Origin of the sequence: Rhodococcus yunnanensis NBRC 103083, assembly GCF_001895005.1 — a bacterium.
GTDB lineage: Bacteria > Actinomycetota > Actinomycetes > Mycobacteriales > Mycobacteriaceae > Rhodococcoides > Rhodococcoides yunnanense.
Genome location: NZ_BCXH01000033.1, coordinates 1 through 24,170, shown reverse-complemented (window position 1 = coordinate 24,170; position 24,170 = coordinate 1). Strand labels below are relative to the sequence as shown.

General features: G+C 63.5%; 22 protein-coding genes. 8 read left to right on the top strand and 14 right to left on the bottom strand.

The features are described 5' to 3' along the window. The first annotated feature begins 65 nt into the window (after positions 1-65). On the top strand, positions 66-905 hold the full coding sequence (locus RY1_RS28690) for a mycofactocin-coupled SDR family oxidoreductase (protein ID WP_072807449.1): 840 nt from the start codon (positions 66-68) through the stop codon (positions 903-905). 207 nt (positions 906-1,112) lie between these two features. Here RY1_RS28690 and RY1_RS28685 read toward each other — a convergent pair whose 3' ends face one another. Beyond that, entirely contained in the window at positions 1,113-1,919 is an 807-nt protein-coding gene (locus tag RY1_RS28685) for an SDR family oxidoreductase (protein WP_072807448.1), read from the bottom strand. A gap of 317 nt (positions 1,920-2,236) precedes the next feature. On the opposite strand from RY1_RS28685, the gene RY1_RS28680 reads away from it, so the two are divergent. From RY1_RS28680 to RY1_RS28670, 3 genes are read left to right on the top strand one after another with little or no spacing between them, the layout of a single operon-like run. After that, complete coding sequence (locus RY1_RS28680; RefSeq protein WP_169914867.1) at positions 2,237-3,418, top strand: sugar ABC transporter substrate-binding protein; 1,182 nt, start codon at positions 2,237-2,239, stop codon at positions 3,416-3,418. Further along, positions 3,415-4,947, top strand: coding sequence for a sugar ABC transporter ATP-binding protein (locus tag RY1_RS28675; protein ID WP_169914865.1), 1,533 nt, complete (start codon positions 3,415-3,417; stop codon positions 4,945-4,947). Before RY1_RS28680 ends, RY1_RS28675 begins: the two co-directional genes overlap by 4 nt. Further along, on the top strand, positions 4,944-6,101 hold the full coding sequence (locus RY1_RS28670; protein WP_072807445.1) for an ABC transporter permease: 1,158 nt from the start codon (positions 4,944-4,946) through the stop codon (positions 6,099-6,101). The genes RY1_RS28675 and RY1_RS28670 overlap by 4 nt, the downstream gene beginning before the upstream one ends. 90 nt (positions 6,102-6,191) lie before the next feature. On the opposite strand, the gene RY1_RS28665 is transcribed toward RY1_RS28670, so the two are convergent. The 11 genes from RY1_RS28665 to RY1_RS28615 all read right to left on the bottom strand — a co-directional run bounded on the left by RY1_RS28665 (position 6,192) and on the right by RY1_RS28615 (position 17,995). Then, positions 6,192-7,409 carry a bifunctional 3,4-dihydroxy-2-butanone-4-phosphate synthase/GTP cyclohydrolase II gene (locus tag RY1_RS28665; protein ID WP_072807444.1) on the bottom strand — a complete coding sequence of 406 codons (1,218 nt, stop codon included), beginning with the start codon at positions 7,407-7,409 and terminating at the stop codon, positions 6,192-6,194. Positions 7,410-7,482: 73 nt separating this feature from the next. Next, positions 7,483-8,211, bottom strand: coding sequence for an enoyl-CoA hydratase/isomerase family protein (locus RY1_RS28660; RefSeq protein WP_072807443.1), 729 nt, complete (start codon positions 8,209-8,211; stop codon positions 7,483-7,485). Between the two features lie 9 nt (positions 8,212-8,220). Further along, positions 8,221-9,048 carry an alpha/beta fold hydrolase gene (locus RY1_RS28655; protein ID WP_072807442.1) on the bottom strand — a complete coding sequence of 276 codons (828 nt, stop codon included), beginning with the start codon at positions 9,046-9,048 and terminating at the stop codon, positions 8,221-8,223. 55 nt (positions 9,049-9,103) lie between these two features. Then, complete coding sequence (locus RY1_RS28650; RefSeq protein ID WP_169914863.1) at positions 9,104-9,895, bottom strand: enoyl-CoA hydratase/isomerase family protein; 792 nt, start codon at positions 9,893-9,895, stop codon at positions 9,104-9,106. Beyond that, positions 9,892-10,458, bottom strand: coding sequence for a nuclear transport factor 2 family protein (locus tag RY1_RS28645; protein ID WP_084727960.1), 567 nt, complete (start codon positions 10,456-10,458; stop codon positions 9,892-9,894). Before RY1_RS28645 ends, RY1_RS28650 begins: the two co-directional genes overlap by 4 nt. An 8-nt stretch (positions 10,459-10,466) precedes the next feature. Further along, positions 10,467-11,648: a thiolase family protein gene (locus RY1_RS28640; protein WP_072807440.1), complete on the bottom strand. Its 1,182-nt coding sequence runs from the start codon at positions 11,646-11,648 to the stop codon at positions 10,467-10,469. A gap of 2 nt (positions 11,649-11,650) precedes the next feature. Further along, a complete protein-coding gene (locus RY1_RS28635) occupies positions 11,651-13,207 on the bottom strand; it encodes a class I adenylate-forming enzyme family protein (protein WP_169914861.1) in 1,557 nt (518 codons plus the stop codon). Positions 13,208-13,332: 125 nt separating this feature from the next. Further along, positions 13,333-14,352: an acyl-CoA dehydrogenase family protein gene (locus tag RY1_RS28630; RefSeq protein WP_072807438.1), complete on the bottom strand. Its 1,020-nt coding sequence runs from the start codon at positions 14,350-14,352 to the stop codon at positions 13,333-13,335. Continuing rightward, entirely contained in the window at positions 14,349-15,521 is a 1,173-nt protein-coding gene (locus RY1_RS28625; RefSeq protein ID WP_084727959.1) for an acyl-CoA dehydrogenase family protein, read from the bottom strand. Before RY1_RS28625 ends, RY1_RS28630 begins: the two co-directional genes overlap by 4 nt. A 6-nt stretch (positions 15,522-15,527) precedes the next feature. After that, positions 15,528-16,859 (bottom strand): MFS transporter, encoded by a 1,332-nt coding sequence (locus RY1_RS28620; RefSeq protein ID WP_072807436.1) that lies wholly within the window; start codon positions 16,857-16,859, stop codon positions 15,528-15,530. Continuing rightward, positions 16,856-17,995, bottom strand: a complete 1,140-nt coding sequence (locus tag RY1_RS28615) for an LLM class flavin-dependent oxidoreductase (RefSeq protein WP_072807435.1) — start codon at positions 17,993-17,995, stop codon at positions 16,856-16,858. Before RY1_RS28615 ends, RY1_RS28620 begins: the two co-directional genes overlap by 4 nt. A gap of 180 nt (positions 17,996-18,175) precedes the next feature. Here RY1_RS28615 and RY1_RS28610 point away from each other — a divergent pair, with 180 nt between their 5' ends. The 3 genes from RY1_RS28610 (at position 18,176) to RY1_RS28600 (ending at position 22,070) form a co-directional block, all read left to right on the top strand. Beyond that, positions 18,176-19,135, top strand: a complete 960-nt coding sequence (locus RY1_RS28610) for an alpha/beta hydrolase (RefSeq protein ID WP_072807434.1) — start codon at positions 18,176-18,178, stop codon at positions 19,133-19,135. A 209-nt stretch (positions 19,136-19,344) separates the two neighbouring features. Further along, a complete protein-coding gene (locus RY1_RS28605; protein ID WP_072807452.1) occupies positions 19,345-21,249 on the top strand; it encodes a flavin-containing monooxygenase in 1,905 nt (634 codons plus the stop codon). Positions 21,250-21,383: 134 nt separating this feature from the next. Further along, entirely contained in the window at positions 21,384-22,070 is a 687-nt protein-coding gene (locus RY1_RS28600; protein ID WP_084727956.1) for a TetR/AcrR family transcriptional regulator, read from the top strand. A gap of 77 nt (positions 22,071-22,147) precedes the next feature. Here the strand turns inward: RY1_RS28600 and RY1_RS28595 are convergent, their stop codons facing one another. Together RY1_RS28595 and RY1_RS28590 are read right to left on the bottom strand one after the other, a co-directional pair. Next, positions 22,148-22,519: a VOC family protein gene (locus tag RY1_RS28595; RefSeq protein ID WP_084727955.1), complete on the bottom strand. Its 372-nt coding sequence runs from the start codon at positions 22,517-22,519 to the stop codon at positions 22,148-22,150. After that, positions 22,516-23,019: a flavin reductase family protein gene (locus RY1_RS28590; RefSeq protein WP_072807433.1), complete on the bottom strand. Its 504-nt coding sequence runs from the start codon at positions 23,017-23,019 to the stop codon at positions 22,516-22,518. Before RY1_RS28590 ends, RY1_RS28595 begins: the two co-directional genes overlap by 4 nt. A gap of 188 nt (positions 23,020-23,207) precedes the next feature. Between RY1_RS28590 and RY1_RS28580 the strand changes: the two genes are divergently transcribed. Further along, entirely contained in the window at positions 23,208-24,077 is an 870-nt protein-coding gene (locus RY1_RS28580; RefSeq protein WP_072807431.1) for a crotonase/enoyl-CoA hydratase family protein, read from the top strand. The last annotated feature ends 93 nt before the right edge of the window (positions 24,078-24,170 follow it).

The following is a 24,170-nucleotide window of genomic DNA, read 5'->3' as shown; positions in this document are numbered from 1 at the left end:
GCGGTACCGAGATCGCAGCGGCATTTCGGCAACATTCGATCCTCGCACGGTGAACGGAGCACACGATGGGACGTCTCGACGGGAAAGTCGCGTTTGTCACCGGGGCCGCGCGTGGCCAAGGACGTAGTCACGCCGTCGAACTCGCCCGGGAGGGCGCTGACGTCATCGCAGTGGACATAGCTCACGACCTCCCCGATCTCGGTCTTGCCTATCAGCTCGGAAGTGCCGAAGAACTCGCGGTTACTGCGGCCGAGGTACGCGCACTCGGCCGCCGAATCATCACGGCGGAGTGCGACGTTCGAGATGCGGTCTCGCTCGGCGCTGCACTCGCGGCCGGGGTCGCCGAATTCGGACGGCTCGACATCGTCGCTGCCAACGCGGGCATCGGTGCCAATCCGACGCCCGCGCACGACACTGCCGAAGACGCGTGGGCCCACCAGTTGGATGTGAATCTCACCGGAGTGTGGAAGACATGCTCGGTGGCGATCCCGCATCTCGTCGAGGCCGGACGCGGCGGGTCGATAATTCTGACGAGTTCGATGGCCGGCCTGCGAGGATACCGAAACATGGCCTCGTACTCGGCAGCGAAGCACGGGGTCGTCGGTCTGATGCGTTCGCTCGCAGCCGAGCTGGCCGAGCACTCGATTCGGGTCAACAGTGTGCATCCGACGCAGGTCGACACGCCAATGTTGATGAACGACGCGGTATTCCAGGCATTTCGGCCCGATCTGGAACATCCTACGAGGGACGACTTCGCCGTCGCTTCGCAGAACATGCACGCGCTGCCGTTGCCGTGGGTCGAGTCGGTCGACGTCAGCCGGGCAGTGCTGTTTCTCGCGTCCGAAGACGCCCGGTACATCACCGGTGTCGCACTTCCGATCGACGCGGGCCTGCTGATCAACTGACGTAGTCTCGGGTGACAGGATCGAATCGGTCAGCGCTGGAGGATCGTTCGAAACCCTGGAGAATCGTTCCAAACCCTGGAGAATCGTTCCAAACCCTGGAGAATCGTTCCAAACTACTGTGCCGCTGATCCCCATCGGGATCAGCGGCACAGTCGTACTTCCGGTCGGTGCGGTCAGAACGACTGTGCGGTCAGAACGACGGTGCGGTCAGAACGCGGCCCATCCGGCGTCGATGGGTATCTTGACCCCGGTGACGTACCTGGCCTCGTCGGACAGCAGCCACAGCGCCGCGTCGGCCATGCTCGCAGGCGGCTGCGCCCCCACCTGCAACAGCTGACGGTCGGTTCCGAACCAGCGGGGCCAGTGGTCGGCATCGAGTTTGGCGGCCGAGTCCGCCATCGGCGTATCGATGACACCGGGGAGGAGCGCATTCACCCGAATCATGTGCGGCCCCAACTCCCACGCGAGAACCTGCATCATACTGATGACGCCGCCCTTGGCCGCGCAGTACGCGATGGCGCCCGGCTGCGCGTGAGTCCCGTTGTCCGACGACGTCAGGACGATTCCGCCGCCCTCACCGTGCTCGATCAATTTGGGCGCGAAGGCTTTCACGACTTTCCATACCCCGGTGAGCAGCACGTCGATCGATTCCTGCCACGACGCTTCCTCCAGCTCCCACGAGTTCGCTGCCGCCGACCAGACTCCGTGGTTGACCACGAGGGCGTCGACCTTTCCGAATTCCGCTACGGCCTGGTCCGCAAGTGCGAGCAGAGCCGGAAGGTCACGTGCATCGACGGTGGCGGTCAGACATCGCTGGCCCGTCTCCTCCACCAACCTCTTGGTCTCCGCGAGATCTTCCTCGCGCGCCGGATCGGCCATCGCGTACTCGAACCCGTCGCAGATGTCGAACGCCACGATCGACGCGCCCTCGCGGGCAAGGGTGACCGCGTGTGCCCGCCCTTGGCCTCGCGCTGCCCCCGAAATCACTGCGACTCGTCCATCCATTCGATTCATGCAGTCGTCCCTTCGAAGAATCTCGCCTGAACAAGCGATTGCTCAGTAAGCTACGTCACACCCTTCTGCGCGGTCAACCCCGATTCGCCGGTGAATCATCGGCATCGCGGTAGCGAAAAACCCCGGCTCACAGGGGTTGACAACCGGCCGATATGCGACTTAGCTCACAGCCTAAGCAAGCGGTTGCTCGGGTCACGTCATCCGTCTCCGAGCTCACGCGTGTCAGCACACCGACCCTCCCTCTTGCGACCGACCGACCACCCCCTGCCACTCGAGTCGAGTGGGTAGCCATTGCTGTCGAACGAGAAATGGAAACGATGAACACAAGTCGAGAGAACTGTGCGAGCAACGGCCCAGTCAGGACCGAACCAGGTCGACGGAGAACAGGGCGCAGCCGGATTCTTCCAGCGCTCGCTGCCGTCGCAGTGGCCATCACGATGTCGGCGTGCGGCTCCAACTCTGCCGCTTCGGGGACATCCAGTGACGCCGAGCCCGACGCTGCAGGTCTCGAATGGGCAGCTAACACCGTAGCCGAGGGCGAGACGCGGCCAGCCACGATTCCGGTGACCGATCCGATCACCAAGCCCATTCCGACCGGCAAGAATCTCCTGTGGATCAACGCTGGCGCTGCTTCGTCGAACCTCAACAAGCAGATCTACGAGCAGGCAACGGCGTTGCTCGGCTGGAACCTGACCATCATCAACACCGACGGCAGTGCGGGCGAAACCAAGAACGCCTGGGTACAGGCAGTGCAGCAGAAGCCGGATGCAGTGCTGGACAGCGGAAGTCCGAAGGAATTGTTCGCGACCGAACTCGAGCAGCTGAAGGCGCAGGGAACACTCGTGGTCGTCAACACCGCCACGTTCGACGCGGGCGACGGCATCGTCGCAGTCCTCGGCGGGATCACCGATGCCCTCCGTACGGGAGAACTGCTCGGCGCCTGGGTCATCGACGACAGCAAAGGGACCGGCTCGGCGCTGGTCGTCAACAGTCCGTCGTACGACTACCTCAATCGCGTGTCGACGTCGGTGGCCGATACCGTCGCGCAGCACTGCCCCACGTGCAGCACCGAGGCAATGGACGTCTCGTTCGCTCAGCTCACCAACGTGAACGCACAGATCGTCGCCTACCTGAGCTCGCACCGCGACGTGGAGTACGTGGTCCTGAGCTCGGACAACCTGGGCCACGGCCTCAGTGCAGCATTGGCAGCAGCAGGTCTGTCGGACGTCAAGATCATCGGCTCGGGCCCTGACGACACGAGCTGGGGCTACCTCCAGAACGGCGAGGCTTCGGCCGATATCTCCTTCGGCTACTACGAAATCGGCTTCTCCATGATCGATGCGTTGGCGCGGTCGTTCGCCGGCGTCGACCTGCCGGACTACCCGCACATGCCGCTGTGGATCATGACCCCCGATGCTGTCGCCGACATCGACGAGTTTCCGTTCCCCGTGGTTCCCGACTACCTCGATCAGTTCAAAACGGCATGGAACGTGTCGTGACCACACTGCCCACTCTCGACAACCGCACCGATCACTGTGTTCTCGAACTGAACAGCATCAGCAAGACCTTTCCTGGCACGGTGGCCCTCGACCGAGCCAGCCTGTCGCTCGCGAAGGGTGAGATACACGCTGTCGTCGGCCAGAACGGGTCCGGAAAGTCCACGCTCGTCAAGGTATTGGCGGGTTATCACAGTCCCGATCCGGGTTCCACCGCACGATTGGACCAGCAGGAGATCGACCTCCAGGACCCCTCGTGGCGACGCGAGCGCCTTCGGGTGGTGCATCAGGACCTCGGCCTCGTTCTCGAGCTCAGCGCAACCGACAACATCGCTCTCCGAGCTGGATTCGCCACACGTGCCACCGGAGCGATCGACTGGCGTCGACAACGAGTCCACACCGAGGAGATGCTGGAGCGATTCGGGGTCGAACTCGACGTCGGTGCACCCCTCGGCGAGGCGACACCGGTCCAACGGACGATCGTCGCCATCGCTGCGGCGCTGGCAGATTGGGACTCGGACTCGGGAATTCTGGTACTCGACGAACCGACGGCGGTGCTGCCCCCACCTCAAGTGGACAAGCTGCTGGCCACGGTCGACATTCTCCGCAAGCGTGGCCTCAGCGTCATCTACATCTCTCATCGCCTCGACGAGATCTTCCGGATGGCCGACTCCGTCACCGTACTGCGCGGCGGAAGGACGGTCGCCAGCTGCGCGGTCACCGATGTCACTCCGCGTTCGTTGGCCGAGCTGATGGTGGGTCGGGCGATCGATACCGACTATCGGGCACGCACCGACGTCCGAGCAGACGCCGCCGTCTCCCTGAAAGCCCGTGGCCTGAAGGGAAAATTTCTCGACGGGGTGGACCTCGAGGTACGCGCGGGCGAGATCGTCGGGATCGCAGGTCTTCCCGGTTCGGGCAGTGAGGAACTCGCATACGCCATCGCGGGCGCTGTCCCCGGTGTGCAGGGCGAGGTGTCGGTCGGTGACGAGGATTGGGCGCCGGTACGTTCGTCGCCGCACCCCGCGGTTCCGATCGTGCCTGCCGATCGCGCAACCGAAGCGCTGTTCGAGGACTTCGATGTTCGCGAGAACATGTCGCTGTCGATCATCGGTCGCCTCCGGCGAGGCGGCTTCCTCAGTCGTCGACGCGAGCAGCGTTCGGTGCAGGAGTGGATCGAACAGACTGCAGTCAAGACGTCCTCGCAGGACGCCCAGGTGGCGACCTTGAGTGGTGGAAATCAACAGAAGATAGTGATCGCACGATGCCTTGCGCGTGACCCGAAGGTCTTGGTGATGTGCGAGCCGACGGCAGGCGTCGACATCGGCACACGCCAGGTCATCTACGAACTGATCGCCGCTCGAGCGCGCGAGGGCCTCGCCGTCGTGGTGAGTTCGACCGATCTCGGTGACCTGCTCGCGATGTGCTCGCGAGTGATCACGCTCGTGGACGGGCGCATTTCGGGACAGTTCACCGGTGACCTGATCACCGAAGAATCCATGTTGCATTCGATCGAAGGGACCAGGCAGTGACCGACACCGCCTCTGTGAAACAGACTCAGCCACAGACCAGTAACACCACCGGGACGGAGGCGTCGGGCACGTCCGGGCGCCGAGAGGGCAAGCCCACCAGGCGCGCCTGGGGTCCAGGCAACATCGGAACGGTCTACGTCCTGATCGCGATGTGCATCTACTTCACGTTCACGGCGTCCGGCGCCTTCGATCGTGTCGATACCATCAAGCTCGTACTCAACGGTGCGGCGATCGTCGCGCTGAGTGCGCTGGCATTGACCATTCCATTGGCGACAGGGCTGTTCGATCTGTCGTTCGCGTACGCCATGACGCTGTCGGGAGTGACAACCGCGTACTTCATCGTCGAGCACGGGTGGAACGTGTGGTCCGCGGTGGGAGCGGGCCTGATCGCCGCACTCGGCATCGGGGTGGTCAACTGCATCGTCGTGGTGGGTATGCGGATCGACTCGTTCATCGGCACGCTGGCCACCGGTTCGCTGATCATCGCGTTCACCGCCTACGTCACGGGCGGCACCAACATCACCGGCCCCGCACTGGCAGGAGCGTTCTCGAGCATATACGGAACCCGGCTGTTCGGTCTCATTCTCCCCGTGTACTACGCGGTCGGTCTTGCCGTCGTCCTGTGGCTTCTGTTGGAGCACACCGCGACCGGTCGGCGCCTGTACGCCGTCGGCTTCAATGCGGGTGCAGCCGGGCTCGCCGGCATCAAGGTCACTCGACTCCGTGTGTCCGCGCTGCTGACGTCGTCGTTGCTCGCAGGTTTTGCCGGTATCGTCCTGGCGTCCTCCCTGTCCTCCGGTTCGGTCACCGGCGGAACTCCCTACCTGCTCTCGGCGTATGCGACCGCGTTCCTGGGTGCAACTCAGCTGAAGAAGGGGCGTTTCAACGCCTGGGGCACGATCCTCGCCGTGATCATGCTCCAGACCGGCATCACCGGACTTGCACTCTCCGGGGCTCCCCCGTGGGGCGCGGACATGTTCACGGGCATCATGCTGATCGCTGCGCTGAGCGCAACCAGCGCACAATCTCGCGCTCGACGAGGCGGCAGAGAACGAGTGCTCGGTCGATTCGACCTCACGCGCTTGGTGCTGCGGCGACGTTCGGCGGAATCGACCGAGGAGTCGCACGCAGCGGCAACGGACGGAACACACTGAGCCGACAGGCACATGCAGAAGGGGCCAGGGGTTTTTCAACCCCTGGCCCCTTCTGCATGTCGACAGCTGCTCGACGCCCTGCCGCTCACATCACGAGGATGCCGAGAGCAGGTGCCCCATTCGATCGCGCTTGGTGGCCAGATACCGCGCATTGTGATCGGTTGTGACGGTTTCGTGTGCACGCCGCACCGCCACCGTGACACCGTGACGTTCGAGGTGCGCGATCTTGTCCGGATTGTTGGTGAGCAGCTCGATCGTGTCGATGCCGAGATCGTGCAGGATCTCCGCGGCCACACGGTAACTTCTCCCGTCCACCGGCAAGCCCAGCTGCACATTCGCATCCACGGTATCGAGGCAGTCCTGTTGCTGAAGCCGGTAGGCCTGCAGCTTGGGCCCGAGACCGATGCCGCGTCCCTCGTGTCCGCGGAGATAGATCAGCACTCCGAAGCCGGACTCGGAGATGGCTTTCAAACCGAGATCGAACTGTGGCCCGCAATCGCAGGCGAGCGAACCGATCACGTCTCCGGTCAGGCACTCACTGTGCACGCGCACCAGTGCCAGCTCCGATGCCGAGGGATCACCTGCGATGAGCGCCAGGTGTTCTGGACCGCTTCCCTCACGGTACGCGACAGCGTCGAAGTTGCCGTACCGCGTGGGGATGTGCGCGCGACCGGTTCGAACGAGCGATCCGACCGACTGTTGCTTCCTGCAGTACTCGCGCAGATCTGCGATGGTGCACAGGGGGATTCGGTGCGCCTCGGCGAACTTCTCGATTTCGGGCCTGCGCATCATCTCCCGCCTGTCGGGGGTGACCAGCTCGCACAGCAAGGCGGCAGGCTGCAGCCCCGCGAGGCGGCACAGGTCAACCCCCGCCTCGGTGTGTCCTTCACGTTCGAGCACACCGCCAGGTCGCGCCCGCAGCGGGAGCACATGTCCGGGTCGAGCGAGATCCTCGGGAACGGTGTCGTTTTCGGCTAGCGCAACAATGGTGGCCGCGCGATCGCCCGCACTGATGCCGGTCGAGGTTCCGTTGCGGTAGTCCACACTGACCAGATACGCAGTGCGGTAACGATCGGTGTTGTCCTCGACCATCAGCGGCAGGCCCAGACGACCGGCAGTCTCCTCGGTGATGGCGGTGCACAGAAACCCCGAGGTGTATTCCAGGAAGAACGCGACGGTCTCGGTCGTGGCGAACTGGGCTGCCATGATGAGATCGCCTTCGTTCTCACGACTCTCGTCATCGACGACTGCAACCATTCCGCCTGCAGCGATCGCTTTCAACACTTCGTCGATCGATGACGTTTTCATCGTGGTCTCCTGGAAGTTCGGTTGTAACGGTGGGTCAGGTACGCATATCGAGCGCTACGGCCCGATGCGCGTCTCAGCGTCTGCGCAGCGACCACATCTGGGTCGGTCGTTCGTACTGGAGTGCAACATCCCACGGCACGCCGGGAGGGCCGAGCTCGGTGCGCATGGACAGGATCGTTGCGCGGGTCAGCTCCGGATCACGCGAGGCCTGTGCCGCCAACTCTCGTGCGCGTGCCTCGACCTGATCGTCGTCCACCGACTCCCAGGCCATGCCCAGCTCGACGGCTCTGCGTCCGTTGATCTCCTCGTTGAACAGGCCCATCGCGGCTGTTGCTTCGCGTCCCGCCAGACGACCTGCGAGGGTGAAGAATCCACCGCCCGGGTGTACCCCGATCTTCAAGAAGCCTGCGAGAATTCGAGCATCGTGCGCGACGACGCGTACGTCGGCCGCGAGCATGAGATTCATGCCTGCCCCGACCACTGAACCACGCACGGCCGCGATCACCGGAACCTTCAGTTGGCCGACGCGCATGAACGACTGGTACACGCGCCCCATCGCCTTGAACTGCACGTCCTCCGACTGATCGGCGCCATCGACCCAGCGTCGTCGATCCGCGCCCGAGCAGAAGGTTCCACCTGCACCGAGCACCACTGCGGCCGCATAGGATTCGTCGGCATCGATCTCGTCGCACAGCGCAACGAGTTCGTCGCTCATCTCGGGGGTGAGTCCGTTCTTCACCTCCGGCGCGTTGAGCGTCAGCACGGCGACGCCGCCGTCACGTTCCAAAAGCACGTTACCCATGTGAAGTCCTCATTCTGTGATTGTGCGGGTCGAAGATCCACTGCTGCGCGGGCTCGAAACCCACTCGGAGATCAGTGCGGCGAGCTCTGCCGGGCGGTCGAGGGGTAGAAGGTGACCTCCGCCGTCCACCGTCTCGAGATGCAGATCCGATACCCTGCGCTTCAGCGTCGGGATCGATTGCTCCTCCAGCCAGTCGTTGGATCCGTAGATTGCCAGCAGCGGCTGGTCGAGCAATTCGAGCTGGGACGCGAAGTCGTATCCGTACAGTGCCCACAACGACCAGGCCAGAGCCCGTCCCGCCTTCTGCGCCTCTTCCCACATCATTCGATGACGCTCGGGATCGTAGGCACCGAACACTGCGGCGACTGCCTCTTTGGTGGTCGGGCGCGGCAGACCGTCCGGCCCGACCAGAAGTTCGGAGCGACCACGCAGCCATTCACGACGAGCGACTTCGTCGGCCCAAGCCGGAGCTCCCACCAGGATCACCGAAGCGACAAGACCTTTCTCGGCGACAGCGAGCTGCGAGGCTACGGCAGCTCCGAGCGAATTACCGACCAGGACTGCATGTTCGATGCCCTCGGCCACAAGGACATCGCGGATCGAATCGGCAAGATCGAAGATCGACATGAAGTACGGCGGGTACGGACTGTCGCCCTGTCCCGGCATGTCGATCGCCAGGCATCGCACGCCAGGATCGACGCGGTTCGCGACGTCGACCCACGACCAGCGCGACTGAGCCAGACTCGGAAGCATCACCACGGTGGTCGCGTCCGCCGAATCGGACGGATAATCGTGCACCGTGATGTTGTCGATAGTGCGATCGAGCTGTGTCCTCATCGAGTTTCTCCTTCGAAGCACACGTTCATGAGTGACTGTCGTCGTTGCGTCATCTCTATCGCCCCACGAAAGCGGGCGGCCGCTTCTCCGCGAGGGCAGCGAGTCCCTCACGCAGATCCTCGGTCGCCGCCAAGGTGGCGTGCAGAGAATCACCGAGCTGCAGGGACTCCTCGACCGACAGCGTCGAGTTGGACAGCAGCAATTGCTTCGTTGCCCGAACTGCATGCGGCCCTGCACTGGCGATCGACGACGCGACGGCGTCCGTGGCCTCGGCGAGCAACTCGGGATTCGCCGACATCCGGTCGATGAGTCCGATGCGCAGCGCTTCGGGCGCACGCACGCGTTCACCGGTGAGGAGCATCCCCGCGAGCGCGCCGTGCGACAACCGACGTCGCGCGAACACCGCCCCACCGGACCTGGCCAGCATCCCCAGTTTCACTTCGGGGAGACTGAATCCGGACGTCTCGGTGGCCAGCACCAGGTCACACGAGAGGGCCAACTCGGCGCCTCCGCCGATGCAGTGTCCGTGGACCTCGGCTACGACGGGGACCGGGAATCGATAGACCTCACGACACATCGACGCGATCAGGTCCAGATGTAGTGCGCGTTCTGCGTCGGTCAGTGCCCTTCGGGACTCCATGTCGGCGCCTGCGCTGAACGCACGATCGCCTTCACCGGAGATGACGAGCGCCCGGAGGTCACCGACCTCGACCAACTCGGATGCCTCGGAAAGCCGTTCGAGCACGGACTGCACCATCGGCAGGTCCATCGCGTTGAGACGCTCCGGCCGATTCAGAGTAAGCCGGCCGACGTGACTCTCGACGCGGAAGAGCACTGACTCCGTCACAGCGAGAACCAACCGGATGCCACGTCGTCGTCCTGCAAGCTCCCGCGTATCAGGACCTCGCCGTCGTACAGGGGGACGTACGGCGTCTTGAAATCGAGTTCGATGGCCACCTTGCGGTCCACGATTCGCCAGAGGCCGCCGCGATTCTCGAACTTGTCGAGGTAGCGACCCGACAGGATGGACAGGATGCTGTCGCCGTCCTCGTCGTCCGGGTCGACGAGTTGGCGTGCGATCGAGTAGAAGTAGCTCTCCGTCTTCGCGGTATCGCCGTCGATGTCGACGAGGATCCCCGTCAGGTGGTGGTTCCCGAGCCGATAGCCGCGCTTGGCCAACGACGGGAAGATGTAGGGCCCGAACTCGAGTGCATCACCTTCGTAATGGACGTGATTCTCCACCGCGCCCTCGTGGTAGATCGACTGCAGCAGTGCCAGATCTCGTCTGTCCACAGCATGGCAGTAGATCTGGAGAACGCGGCGAATTTCGCGCTCGGCCAGCAGCTCACGGACGGCGGCCGACAACGAACTCGCGTCGCCTAATGGGTCCGGGGTCTGTTCCGAAGTCATGGTCTCACCTAGTCCTTCACCAGAATGTGCGCACCTGCCGCAGCGGTCTCGAAGCGGATGACTCCGCCTGCGATGTGGGCCAGTGCAACTCGCGGGTTGTCCACCTGCATGGCACCTGCTCGTCCCCGCAGCTGATCTGCAAGCTCGGCGATCTGGGCGACACCGGTTGCACCGACCGGGTGTCCACGCGCGATCTGTCCACCCGAGGTGTTGATCGGCATCCGGCCCGTGATGGCGAACTCGCCCTTCTCGATCCATTCACGCTCTTGTCCCGGAGGGCACAGTCCGGTGTAGTTGATCGAGGTGATCTCGTAGGACACGCTCGCATCGTGAATAGCGGCGACGTCGATCTCCTCCGGCGCTATTCCGGCTGCTTCGTACGCCAGCTGCGCGACGGTGTACGCCGCTGCCGGGCCGTCCAGATCGTCGAACGACATACGCGAGGCCATCCGTGACCCGGTCAGTCGAACCCGTCGGTCCTTCTCTACCGGCTTCTTCGACGTCAGAACTACCGCCGCCGCGCCGTCGCTGATCGGGCACAGCATCGCCCGAGTCAACGGAGGCACCACCATCCGGTCGGCCATGATCGCGTCGTAGTCCAACCCTGCGGTCTTGTGCGCCTTCGGATTCAGGCTGCCGTTGAAGTGGCTGATCGCAGCCAGGCGGCCGAAGTGGGTCTCGTCGACGCCGTACTTCTCCATGACGCCCTTGGCCAGGGTCGCCTGGCGATCGGCAGACGAGGTGCGATTGACGCCTGCGCCTTCACCCTGGGCGAAGGCAGGCTCTTCCGGGTCGAAGCCCGAGTCGTATGCGGCGAACGTCTTCTTTCGATCGGCGAGATTGAGCTTCTCGGCCCCGACGACCAAGACCGTGTCGTACAGCCCGGAAGCCACTGCGAGCCAACCGATGTGCATGGCATTCGCGCCAGTGGCACACGCATTCTCGATGTCCTGGAACGGCACGCGCCCGAAGCCCATCGGCATCATCGTGATCGCCCCGCGGTTCGCCTCCAGCCCCGTGACCATGCCGAGGAGACAGTTACCGAAATACACCGACTGAATATCGGATACCTCGCAGCCTGCGTCCTTGAGCGCCTGGTTCGTCGCATCTGCGGACAGGTCCTTGAGATTGCGATCCAGCTGCAGACCGAACTTCGTTATTCCGGTGCCGCCGACATATACGTCTCGCATGGTTATTTCACGCTCTCTGCAAGTTGATGGGCAATTCGGTCCTCGATCTCTGCGCGGACTGCCTTGCGATCCACCTTGGATGCGGAAGTCAAGGGCAGCGCGTCGAAGAGCTCGATATGCTTGGGACACTTGTACCCGGCGAGGAGCTCACGAAGACGGAGCTGGACGCCGGCGGACTCCAGGTCGAGCCCGGGCGCGAGAACTACCCCGGCGACGACCTTCTCGCCCCATTCCAGGTCGGAGACACACGTGACCGCGGCGTCGAGCACACCGTCGATCGAGATGAGCGCTTGCTCGACCTCGGCCGGATAGACATTGAATCCGCCACTGATGACGACGTCGTTCTGGCGGCCGACCAGATACAGGAAGCCCTCCTCCATGTATCCGAGGTCTCCGGTGTACACCGTTCCCTTGTCGACCGACTTCGCCGTTTCCTCGGGGTCGTTCCAGAAGCCGTCGGTCACGAACACACCACTGACAGCAACCTCGCCGATCTCACCGTCCGGCAATGGCTTTCGGTCCTCGTTCACGATGACGACATCGGTGGTGGAGTAGGGACGCCCGACCGAACGCAGTCGCTTCGACGACGAGTTGGTCTGCGCGTCACGGTGACTGCGAACATCGAGTGTCGCGATCGTCGCAGGCGCTGCGGCCGAGCCGTACGTCTGCGCGAAGTCGCATCCGAAGAGCTCCATTCCCTGACGCAGAAGGGCTTCCGGCATGGGGGCTGCGCCGTAGCCGATCAGTCGCAGACTCGAGAGATCGCGCGGACGCGCCTTCTGCGCCTCCAGCAGACGATAGAGAATCGTCGGAACGATCTTGACCACCGTCACGCGCTCCCGCTCGATCGTGTCGAGGACATCGTCGACGTCGAACTTGCGGCGGAGGATCTGAGTGGCGCCGCGCATGGTCGACGGCAGGGTGTAAATACCGCCGCCGTGTGTGAACGGCTGCGTGGGCAGGACGATGTCGTCTTCTCTGAGGTCGACGAAGTCGAGGAGAAGTGCGGCCGCGTGTGCCAGGAAGGCACCGTGCGTCTGACGGGCGGCTTTCGGAAGACCTGTCGTGCCGCCGGTGTACCGGAGTGCGTACAGGTCGGTCAGCTCGGCGGGCTCCTGCGCGGGAAGGGGTTCGAGCAGCAGGTCCGACTTCGAGAGCGCACCGTCGACACCGTCGGCGACGATGAATTCGACGCCGTTCGAACCATGGCTCCGAACAGCCTCGATCGCCTCGATGTGCACGGCCTCGGTCAGGAAGGCGCGAGCGTTGGCATTCTCGACGAGGTGCGCGAATTCTCCCGCCGACAGACGGGGCGTGAGCGGAACCCACACGAGTCCGGCGAGGGTGATGGCCCAACTGAAGACCACGCTCTCTGCACTGTTCCATCTCGCGTCGACGACATGGTCACCGCGCTTCAGGCCGAGGGCGAGGAGCCCACTTGCCACCCTGCTGGCCTCGTCGTGCAATTGACGGTACGTCAGCTCGCGGTCCGCGTCGCGCACGGCGACGTTGTTGCCGAAGAGCCTCGCAGCTCGTTCGAGATAGGCACTTGCATCCACGATCGTTCCTCCTTGGGCCGCAATGGCCTTGTCCACTGCACTCGATGCCGGACCACCGGCTACAAAGCGCTTGCTTGGTTAACGTATCCCTGCGTTCCCTCGAACACAAGGGTTCGAGGGGTCTTCTACTTGCCCGCGACGACCGACGCCCACAGCTCGGAGGCATCGCGGTCGGTCAACTGCTCCCCCAGCCAGCGGCTCCAGTGCGCGTCACTGCCGCCCTCGGCCCGCCAAGCCCACAATCTCGTCGTGTACAGACGAAGGTGATGCTCGCGCGTGAATCCGATTGCGCCCATGGTCTGGTGCGAAATTCGCGACGCGGTGGCCGCGGCCAATCCGCAGCGCACCTTTGCCGATGCGATGGCCCACGCAGCCGACGCCACACCGGTCTCGTCGGCGATTCTGGCCGCAGCGTGCGCCGCGACACCGGCCGCCATCGCCTCACCCACGGCCAACGCCAGCTGCTGCTGCACACTCTGCAGTTTGGCGATGGGTCGACCGAACTGCACGCGCTGAGTGGCGTACTCCGTTGCGACGTCTACCGCGAACTCCAGCGCCCCGGCCATCATCAGGGACTTGCCCAGCGCGGATCGCAGTGCGAACTCGTGTTCCAGACCCGGATCGACCGGACCGACGGCAACAGGCTTCACTGCCTCCAGTACGACGTCGTCCCGCGATTCCTCGGCGACGTTGGTTCCCTTGTCGATTCGAACATCCCGTGCGTCGACGACGATCACCGTGTCATCGAGAATCAGCACGATGTGCGTGGCGTCGCGCGCCCAGGGCACTCGCTTGACCGTTCCGTGGACGGCACCCGCGGAATCCAGAGAAACCGATCGAGATTCGGCTACAGCCGCAGTCGAGACACCGCGATCCTGCTCGAATCCGATTCGGTCCAACGCCCATCCGGCCAGAAGGTCCGATTCGAGCAGGGGCACGCGCACAGCCGCACTACCTGCCGAGGTGAGCAGCGCCGCCGAGTCGAGGAGGGTTCCGCCGCTTCCGCCGAGGTCCTCGCGGCCGGTCAGAGATGTCAGGCCCGAGTCCGTGCAGGCTTTCCACATATCCGCATCGAATCCGGAACCGTTTCGATCCGATCGCGCGAAGATCTGATCGGACAGTTCTCTCACATCGTTGGAACTCATCGAAGCCCCACCTCCTTGGCAATGATTCCTCGAAGAATTTCGTTGGTTCCACCGCGGAGCGTGAAGCCCGGAGCGTGGAGTACCGCCTCCGCGAGCTGCCGCTCGTAGGGATCTCCCTGTCGGTTCGGCTCTTTGTCGATCACACGTTGCGCCGCCTCGATCACCTCGCCCTCGAAGCGGGTACCGATGTCCTTGACGATTGCGGCCGCCACATTCGGTGCCGCACCCGAGTCGAGTGCCCCAGCTACACCGAGTGACATCTGCCGGAGCGTCCACAATTGTGCGAACAGCGCCCCGACCTCACGCAACTGACCCGGCTCGAACGGCTCGTCGGATCCGGACGTGAGTAGCTCCGAGTACAACGGGAACGTCGACAGGAATCGCTCGGGTCCCGAGCGCTCGAATGCAAGCTCGGACGTCACCTGATGCCAGCCGTTTCCGATCTCGCCCAGCACCATGTCGTCGGGGACGAACACGTTGTCGAAGACAACCTCGTTGAAGTGGTGCTCTCCCGACAGCAGACGTATCGGACTGATGGTGACGCCGGGCGCAGACGTATCCACGATGAACTGGGACATGCCTGCGTGCCTGTTGCTCTCGTCACGGGCGGACGTCCGCGCGAGAACGATCATTGCGCCTGCCAGGTGCGCGCCCGTAGTCCATACTTTGGTGCCCGAGATGATCCATCCGCCTTCGGTGGCGGTGGCGCGGGTGCGGATCGACGCCAGGTCTGATCCTGCGTCGGGCTCGGACATGCCGATACCGAAGAAGATCTCGCCTGCCACGAGAAGTGGGAGAAACACCTGCTGTTGATGGTCGGTCCCGAACCGCACCAACGACGGGGCGACCTGACGGTCCGATATCCAGTGTGCCGCCACCGGGGCTCCGGCCGCGAGCAGCTCTTCGGTGACGACGTATCGCGCAAGAGCGCTCAATCCGTGACCGCCCAGCTCCACCGGGACCGTCATCCCCAACCAGCCTCGCTGGCCGAGCCTCTTCGAGAATTCCCCGTCCCATGCGGTATGCCACGCATCGATTCGAGGTGTCCAGCTACCCGCGTCCAACTCCTGCGAGATGAACTCACGTACTTCTTTGCGCAGATCTGCCAGCTCGGCAGGGAGGTCGATGGGTTCGGGAACGAGCCCGGTCAACCTACTTCGTTGTGCCACTTTCGATCACTGCTCGATTCGTTGTTTCGGACTCGGCGAGGAGAGAGACAGCCGGGACGTCTCCGGAAGCGTTCGGAACGCGAGAAGACTGATGATCGCCGCGACGACGATGAGCACGGCCGGCGCTCGTATGTTGCCCGACACCTCGATCGACAGCGTCGCCAAGTACGGAGTCGCGCCGCCGACCAGTGCAAAGGCATTGATTCCCAACGCCGCTCCCGAATAGCGGACTTCGGTCGGAAAGAGTTCGACGAACGTCGTCGACGCCACTGCCAGCAGCGCGACGTACGGCAAGTTCATCGCGAAATATGCGACGGCGAGCAGAGCGGTCGATCCGGAGCCCATCACCGAGACGAGCGGAATGGTCATCACCACGTACCAGACGAACGCCGCACCCATGACCGGCCTGCGTCCGATTCGGTCGGAGAGCCTGCCGAACAACGGAATACATGGAATTCCGAGCGCAATGATGATTCCCGCGAACACCGACGTGAACGTCGAGGTGTGGCCGAGGTAGTTCGTCATGTACGCGAACATGAATCCGGTCGAGAAGTACGCTCCGACTGCGTATCCGATTCCCAGCAGCGCCACTCGAATCAGGGGACGCCAGTGATCTCTGACGACGGAGACGATCGGGTTGCGCACCACTGCCTCTTTGGCCGCGGCACTGGCGAACGACGGCGTGTCGTCCAGCGAGAGTCGAAGTATCAACGCGGCCAACGTCAGTGGCAGCGCGGAGAGGAACAGAATCCGCCAACCCCACTCGATCATCTGGGCGTCGGACAGCGAGATGTTCACCAACGCTGCCACGCCGCTGGCAAGGGAGGTTCCGAGCAGTACTCCGACACCGACGCCGCTGCTGTAGAAGCCGCGCCGTCCCTGTTGTGCGTGCTCTGCCGCGAAGGTTGCCGCTCCTGGCAGCTCTCCTCCTGCTGCCAGCGCCTGTAGCGCACGCAGCAGAAAGAGCAGTACCGGCGCGAGAACACCGGCAGCGGCATAACTCGGAAGGACTCCGATGAGTCCGCTTGCCGTGCCCATCATGACGACAGTCGCGATGAGCACACCACGCCGGCCGAGTCGGTCGCCGAGATGACCGAAGATCACCCCACCCAACGGCCTCAGTACGAAGGGAATCGAGAAGACCATGAAGGTGGACAGGAGCGCCGTGCCGGAGTCCTCGGCGCTGAAGAACACCTTCGCCAGGATCGATGCGGACACCGCGTACAACGCGAAGTCGTAGTACTCGACCGTCGTTCCCACCAGAGTTGCGACCATCGCGCGCCTGGACTGCGTGCGCGACGGTCGAACATCGGAGAGACGGTCTCCCGTCTCACTCACTGTGCAGCGACGCTCTCGGACTCTTTGATGGCGGGGATTACTTCCTCACCGAAGAGGCGCATGCAGGAGCGGGCCTTCTCGAAAGGAATGCCTGCGTAGTCGATCATCAGGTTCACTTCCTGAACCCCGGCGTCGGCGAGTTCACGGAACTGCGCGGTCACCTCTTCTGGAGTTCCGAACACCAGGTGCTCGAGGTAGGACTCGAGCGGCGGATCGCCCGGCTGCGGAAGAGGAACGAGCTCACCGCGGTTGACGTCGATGATCTCGGTCCGCAGGCCGTATCCCATGCGCGTCAGAAGCCGCGAGCGAACGAGTGCGTCGTTGAGTTCGCTCTCGTACTCTTTCGTCCCGGTGCGAGCGGACGTCACGTACACCTGACGGTTCATGCCGTTGACCCAGTGATCGCCACTGAGCCCGAGGCGCTTTCGCTCGGCCAGGTAGATCTCGTGATGGGAGGCCGACTCGCCGAAGAACTCGTCTGCCGTCTTCTCCTGATCGCCCTTCGCTGCGGAGTTGTCCGCGTCGGAGGCCTTCTTCACCTTCGCCAAACTGGTACCGAAGACACGAAACTCGGTGGAAGCGGCTGCGCGTACCGAACTTTCGGAGGCCACACCGATCATGATCTTGGGATGCGGCTTGGTGAACGATTTGGGGAGCACGTTGATCGGCTTGGCCACGTTGAAGTACTTGCCCTCGTACGTGAACTCGTCGGAGGTCCATGCACCGAGCAGGAACTCGAGAGCCTCGGCGTAGATGTCCTGGCGCTCGTCGTACGGCAGGCCGAGACCGTTGAACTCGATGTGCTGATATCCGCGGCCGATACCGAGTTCGAAGCGGCCACCGAGCAGGAGGTCGGCCGTTGCTACATCCTCGGCAAGGCGAATGGGGTTCCAGAAAGGGAGTACCGCCACGGCGCTACCGAGTCGAATGCGCTCGGTGTGCTGTCCGATCGCGGCGGCCAGGAGCACCGGGTTGGGGCTGTACCCGTAGTTCGAGAAGTGGTTCTCCGCGAACGAGACCGAGTCGTATCCAAGGCTCTCGGCGAGCTTGGTGAGTTCGATGGTCTCCTTGAGCCGATCGGCATGGCTGTAGCTCATGTCGGGAGTTTGCTGTGTGAAAAGATTGCCGAATTGCATTGGCGGAGCCTTCCTTCCTCGTTGCGGCGGACGTCAGATTGTCCGCGGACGGGTCCTCGAAGTGCGCCCCACACCGAGCCGCACCAGGTATTCCCGCTCCCAAGCAAGCTATTGCTTGGTACTGTGACCTTAGCCACGACCACAGGCTCCGTCAACCTACGCGGCGCCGGGAGGAATCAGATGCAATCGAACTACCCGCTGGACCCGGAGCTGGGCGATCAGCTGGCCACACTGCCCGAGCTCGACAACCCCGACATCGACACGAGTAGGCGCAATCTCGCCGACGCCATGGCCCGACTGCCGGCATCGGACACTTCGGGCGTGACCGTCTCGCATCGCGCAGCGCCCGGCAGCGACGGCGGACCGGACGTGCCCGTGACGGTCTACACGCCCGACGACCGAACTTCAGGAGCGTGCGTACTCGACGTCCACGGCGGCGGATTCACGATGGGGTCGGCCGCGATGAATCACGCGGTCAACCTTCGCATCGCCCGCCGACTCGGCATCACGGTCGTGAGCGTCGACTACCGGTTGGCTCCCGAGCACCCGTACCCCGCCGCACTGGAGGACTGTTACGCCGCACTGCGCTGGGTGCACGCAGGCGGACACGAGGACGGCGGGTACGGGGACAGGGCCGGTGAAATACGCGTCGCGCTTCACGGTTTCAGCGCTGGCGCCGGGCTGTGCGCCGCGCTGGCAGTGCTGGCGCGAGATCAGGACGGCCCGCCCGTCGCCTTCCAATATCTCGGGTGCCCGCTCCTCGACGACAGCATGTCGACGGGCAGCATGACTCGGTTCACGGACACGCCCATGTGGACACGAGCGATGACGCGAACCAGCTGGGACTCCTATCTCGGACCGGCCGGGCGCGAGGTTGCCGGGCACGAGTACGCCGCTCCTGCGCGTACCACCGATCTGTCGGGGCTGCCGCCCGCGTACGTCTCCGTCATGACGTTCGACCCTCTCCGGGACGAGGGCATCGCATACGCACTGCGACTGCTCGAATGCGGAGTGCCGACCGAACTGCACCTGTTCCCGGGAACGTTCCACGGCTCCAACCTCATTCACCGAGCTGCGGTCTCGAGACGCGAGACCGACGAGCGCATCGCCGTGCTCCGACACGGCCTGTCACTGGCCTGACGGAGCACTCACCAGCGGGGGAGGTTCACGCCGCGAATGAATACCAATCGATCGCTTGCTTGTTATGAAGAACTGACTTAGTGTCCGTACGACAGCGCCCTACCTCAGGCGCACACCTCGCCCGCTTCGGGCATCGCCCCGATGCGCACGGCAGCGCCGACGACACACGCACCGACCGATCTGCAGACCGCAGCGTCAGGAGAATTCAGATGGACATATCGCGCGAGCGAGCACTGGAGCACGCATCGATCCCCACGCTCCTGATGTGTCTTGCCCAAGTCACCGGAGAGGAGCGATGGCTGCTTCCGCCCTTCGCTCCGGCTCGCGAGACTCAGCTGTTCGGTGACGACACCGGCGGTCTGTCCGCGGAACTGCAGGCGACGGTACGCGAAGCCACGCTCAGGATGCTCGACGCGCTACCCGACGCGAGCCCCGCACTGACGGCCGAAAAACTGCGCCAGATGATGAGCGTGTGTGTCGGTGAGACCGTCGGCGAAGAGTACGTGCCGATGTTCATGGAGGAGATGGGCGTTTCCGGCAGGGACGTGGACTGGAACGACACTCGGTCCCCGGCTGCCGCGCCTACCTTCACCGTTCTCGTCATCGGATCGGGTGTGGCGGGCATCGCGGCCGCGGTCAAGCTGAAGCGCCTGGGATTGAACTTCCGAATCCTGGAGAAGAATTCCGATCTCGGCGGCACCTGGCTCGAGAACAACTACCCCGACAGCGGAGTCGACACACCCAACCACTTCTACTCCTACTCGTTCGCGACCAAGGGTGACTGGAGTAGGTACTTCTCCAAGCGAGACGAGATCCTGCAGTACCTTCGATCCGTCGCGTCGAGCCATGACATCGCGGACCGGATCGAGTACGACACCGCCGTGGTGTCGACCGTCTGGGACGACATCGAGAAGACGTGGACCGTGCGGGCCTCGGGGCCGACCGGGGAAGTGACCTTCTCGGCGAACGCCGTGATCTCGGCGGTGGGTCAGCTCAATCAGCCGAACGAGTCCACGTTCGCGGGATTGGACGATTTCCCGGGTGTGGCGGCACATTCTGCACGGTGGACGCCCGATCTCGATCTCGCCGGCCAACGCGTCGCCCTCGTCGGCACGGGTGCGAGCGCAATTCAGTTGCTCCGCAACGTCGCCGAGACTGCCGAGCACGTGACGGTCTTCCAGCGGACGCCTCCCTGGGTTCGCCCGAACCCGGACTACCACCGCACGGTCTCGGCAGAGGCACTGTGGTGCATCGAGAACATCCCGCACTACGCACGGTGGTATCGATTCCAGCTCTTCTGGAGGTTCGGTGATTCGCTTCTTCCGAGTCTGCGCCGCGATCCCGAGTGGCCACACCCGACGCGGTCGATCAACCGACACAACGACAAGCACCGCGAGCAGCTGACCAACTACCTCGAATCGGAGCTCGCCGATCGCCCGGACCTCATCGCCAAGACACTCCCCGGCTATCCCCCGTACGCCAAGAGAATCCTGATCGACAACGACTGGTTCAAAGCACTGCGACGAGACAACGTCACGCTCGTCAGCGATGGCGTCGACTTCATCGACGGCAGCGAACTGGTCACCTCGACGGGCGATCGGCACCGAGCAGACGCGATCATCTTCGCCACGGGCTTCGACGCTGCCAACATGCTCAGCTCCGTCGAGGTCATCGGGCGCGACGGTCGGAATCTCCGCGATGTCTGGGGTGCCGACGACCCGCGTGCCTATCTCGGCATCGCGGTGCCGGAATTCCCGAACTTCTTCTGCTTGTACGGTCCCAATACGAATCTCGCTCACGGTGGCAGCATCATCTTCCAGGTCGAGTGCCAGATCCGGTACATCACGAGCTGCCTGGTGCAGATGATCGAGTCCGGTCTCGACTCCATCGACATTCGACCCGATGTCTACGCCAAGTACAACGACGAGATCGATTCGGCGCACGAGCAACTCGTCTGGTCCCATCCAGGCGTCACCAGTTGGTACCGCAACTCCAGTGGCAGGGTCTTCAGCCCGTTGCCTTGGCGGCTGGTCGACTACTGGTCGATGACCCACGACGCGGACCTGTCGGATTTCGACAGCACCCGCGCCGCGGCTCCGTCCGCGGTGGGCTGACTCCACCCCACTCCGGCCCCCGCCGACGGTACGATCGCGCCGGTCTCCCCGATCGGACCCACAAGGGTAGGAATAGAAGCAATCGCTTGCTAGTCTTGTATCCACGGTTCGACGGAAGCAGAGAGGGGATACCGATGCCGAACAGTTCTACACAGTCGACAGCTACCGGGCAATCAACCGCTACGGGGCAGGCGACAGCTACGGGCAAGACGCGCGGTCGTCGGGCGGGGGCCCAGGAGAGCACACGCCGTGCCGAGATACTGGCGACCGCGAGCCAGGTGTTCGCCAATCAGGGATTCGCCAACACCAGCGTGCGCGACATCGGCTCCGAGTGCGGAATCCTGTCCGGCAGCCTGTACCACCACTTTTCGTCCAAGGATGCGATGCTGCTCGAGATTCTCGAGCAGACCATGGACGGGCTGCTGGTCAAGTACCTCGACGTCAAGGAGAGTACGGACGATTCCCGGGCCAGGCTCCGAAATCTGTTCGAGGTAGCCCTCTCGTTCGTCGCCTACGAGCCCAATTCCGCGAAGATCCTTCAGAACGAATTCCAACAGCTGAAGCACGTCGACGCCTTCCGGCCTCTCTTGAAGCGCTACAACGACATTCGCAAGTTGGTGTGGCGCGATGTACTCGATCAGAGCGTCGAGGAGGGCCTGATACGACCGGACTTCGATCTCGAGATGGCCTATCGGATCATCATGGGAGCCGTTCTGTCGGCCGTCTACTGGCTGCGTCCCGATGGCAAATACTCCGTGGCCGAGGTCGCGGATCAGTACACCGTCATTCTCATCGACGGCCTGTCGCTTCCGAAGAGTTAGACCGAAACGACAAGATCCTCGCAGCTACCGGACAATCCGATAGCTGCGAGGATCTTGTCGTATGCCGAGCTGTTCGGTCAGAGCGGCTGGTAGACGATGAACAGATTGCCCCACGGGTCGCGCGCCACGGCACGTCGCTCGTGCGGCCCGTCCACGGGCCCGAGGACGGTCTCACCGCCTGCGGCCACGGCCAGTTCGAGCGCCCGGTCGATGTCTGCGACCTTGAACGACGCCGACGGTACCTCGACGAGCTTCTCCTCTTTGCCGGCCAGAGCCAATTTGGCCCCGCCTGCGTCGAGAGCGGCGTAGCGATCACCGTCGACGAACAACGTGGTGAGAGAAAATACGTCCTCGTAGAAGCTGACTGCCGCCGGAACGTCGCCCACGGGGTACTGGACATTGCCGATCTTCGCCGGAGCCGACGTCGAGGGGGTTCCGTCGGTGCTCACGCCAGGCCTTCCAAGACTGCGTGGGTTCCGAAACCCCGCTGGTAGTAGGTGAGGGGCGACAACTCGGTGGTCTCGGCGACGGTGACCGTTCCGATCACCACGACATGATCACCACCGGTGACGAAATCGACGGCTTCGCAGGCCAGCCATCCGTGCCCGTCGTCCAATCGCGGTAGCGCCTCGTTGTCGGTCCACGCGACTCCGTCGAACTTGCCCTGCCCTTTGGTGGCGAATGTGGACGCAAGTTCCGACTGCTCACTTGCGAGAATGTTGACCCCGAATCTACGGGTCTCCTGCACGGCCGCCAACAGGTCGGACCGCTCGTCGAGCGCGACCAGCACCATCGGAGGCGACATCGAGAGTGACGCGAACGCACTCACTGTCGTTCCGTGCGGACGTCCGTCCACGATGGTAGTCACGACGCTGACCGGCGTACAGACATTCGACATGACTTCTCTGAAGGACTGCTGGAGTCCCTCGATCACCTGATTTTGAGCCATCTCACGCCATCTTCCGAATCGGCCCGGAAAACCGAGCAACTGTTTGCTTAGTACACTTGATAGTGTCACAAGAAGTTCCACTGTCAACCCTCTTCGTCACATCGGCCGAGTCGTTTTTCAGCTCGTTTTCCAGCTCGTTCGCCAGTCTCGGGCTCAGCCGCGTGATACGCCGAGCAAAGGAAATTGCCATGTCGTACGAAACGCTCGATTGGTCCGTCGGCGACGACGGAGTCGCCACGCTGACCCTCGACCGGCCGGACTCCCTCAACGCCTTCGATCTCACGATGGCCCGCGAACTGGAACGAGTATTTCTCACCGATGCGCTCGACGACTCGGTACGTGCGGTGGTGGTCACCGGCGCAGGGAGAGCATTCTGCGCCGGTATGGACCTCTCGGCGCCCGGGAGCGTCTTCGGACTCGACGAGTCGTTGACGCCGACTCCCGAGGACTTCCGCGCGAGGTACACAGAGGAACCGTTTCACACTGGCATTCGCGACACCGGAGGGCGAGTCACACTCGCGATTCACGCGCTGCCGAAGCCCGTCATCGCCGCCATCAACGGACCCGCCGTCGGGATCGGCGCCACCATGACGCTTGCGATGGACATTCGGATGGCCTCGAGCACGGCGCGGATCGGCTTCGTCTTCGGACGTCTCGGCATCGTCCCCGAAGCATGCTCCAGCTGGTTCCTGCCACGCATCGTCGGCATTCAACAGGCTCTGGAATGGGTGTACTCCGCGGACATTCTCACCGCCGCCGAGGCGCTGGAGGGGGGCCTCCTACGGTCGATCCACGAGCCGGACGACCTGTTGCCCGCGGCCCTGGAACTCGCGCGCAGTTTTGTCACCGGACGCTCGCCTGTCGCGCTCGCCCTGGCGAAACAGATGCTCTACCGCAATGGATCGGCCGGCCACCCGTTGGAGGCACACCTGTCGGACTCACTGGCGATGTTCTACACCTCGATCGGCGACGGAAAGGAAGGCGTCGCCGCATTCCTGGAGAAGCGGGCCCCCGAGTTCACCGGGCGCGCGTCGGACCTGCCGCGCATTTTCGGTTGATCCACGCGTGCGGTCCACGCGGTGGAAGGACATTGGTGTGAGGTAGGTCGCATTCAGGTCTTGACAGCAGGCAGGGAATGGGACTTGACTGAC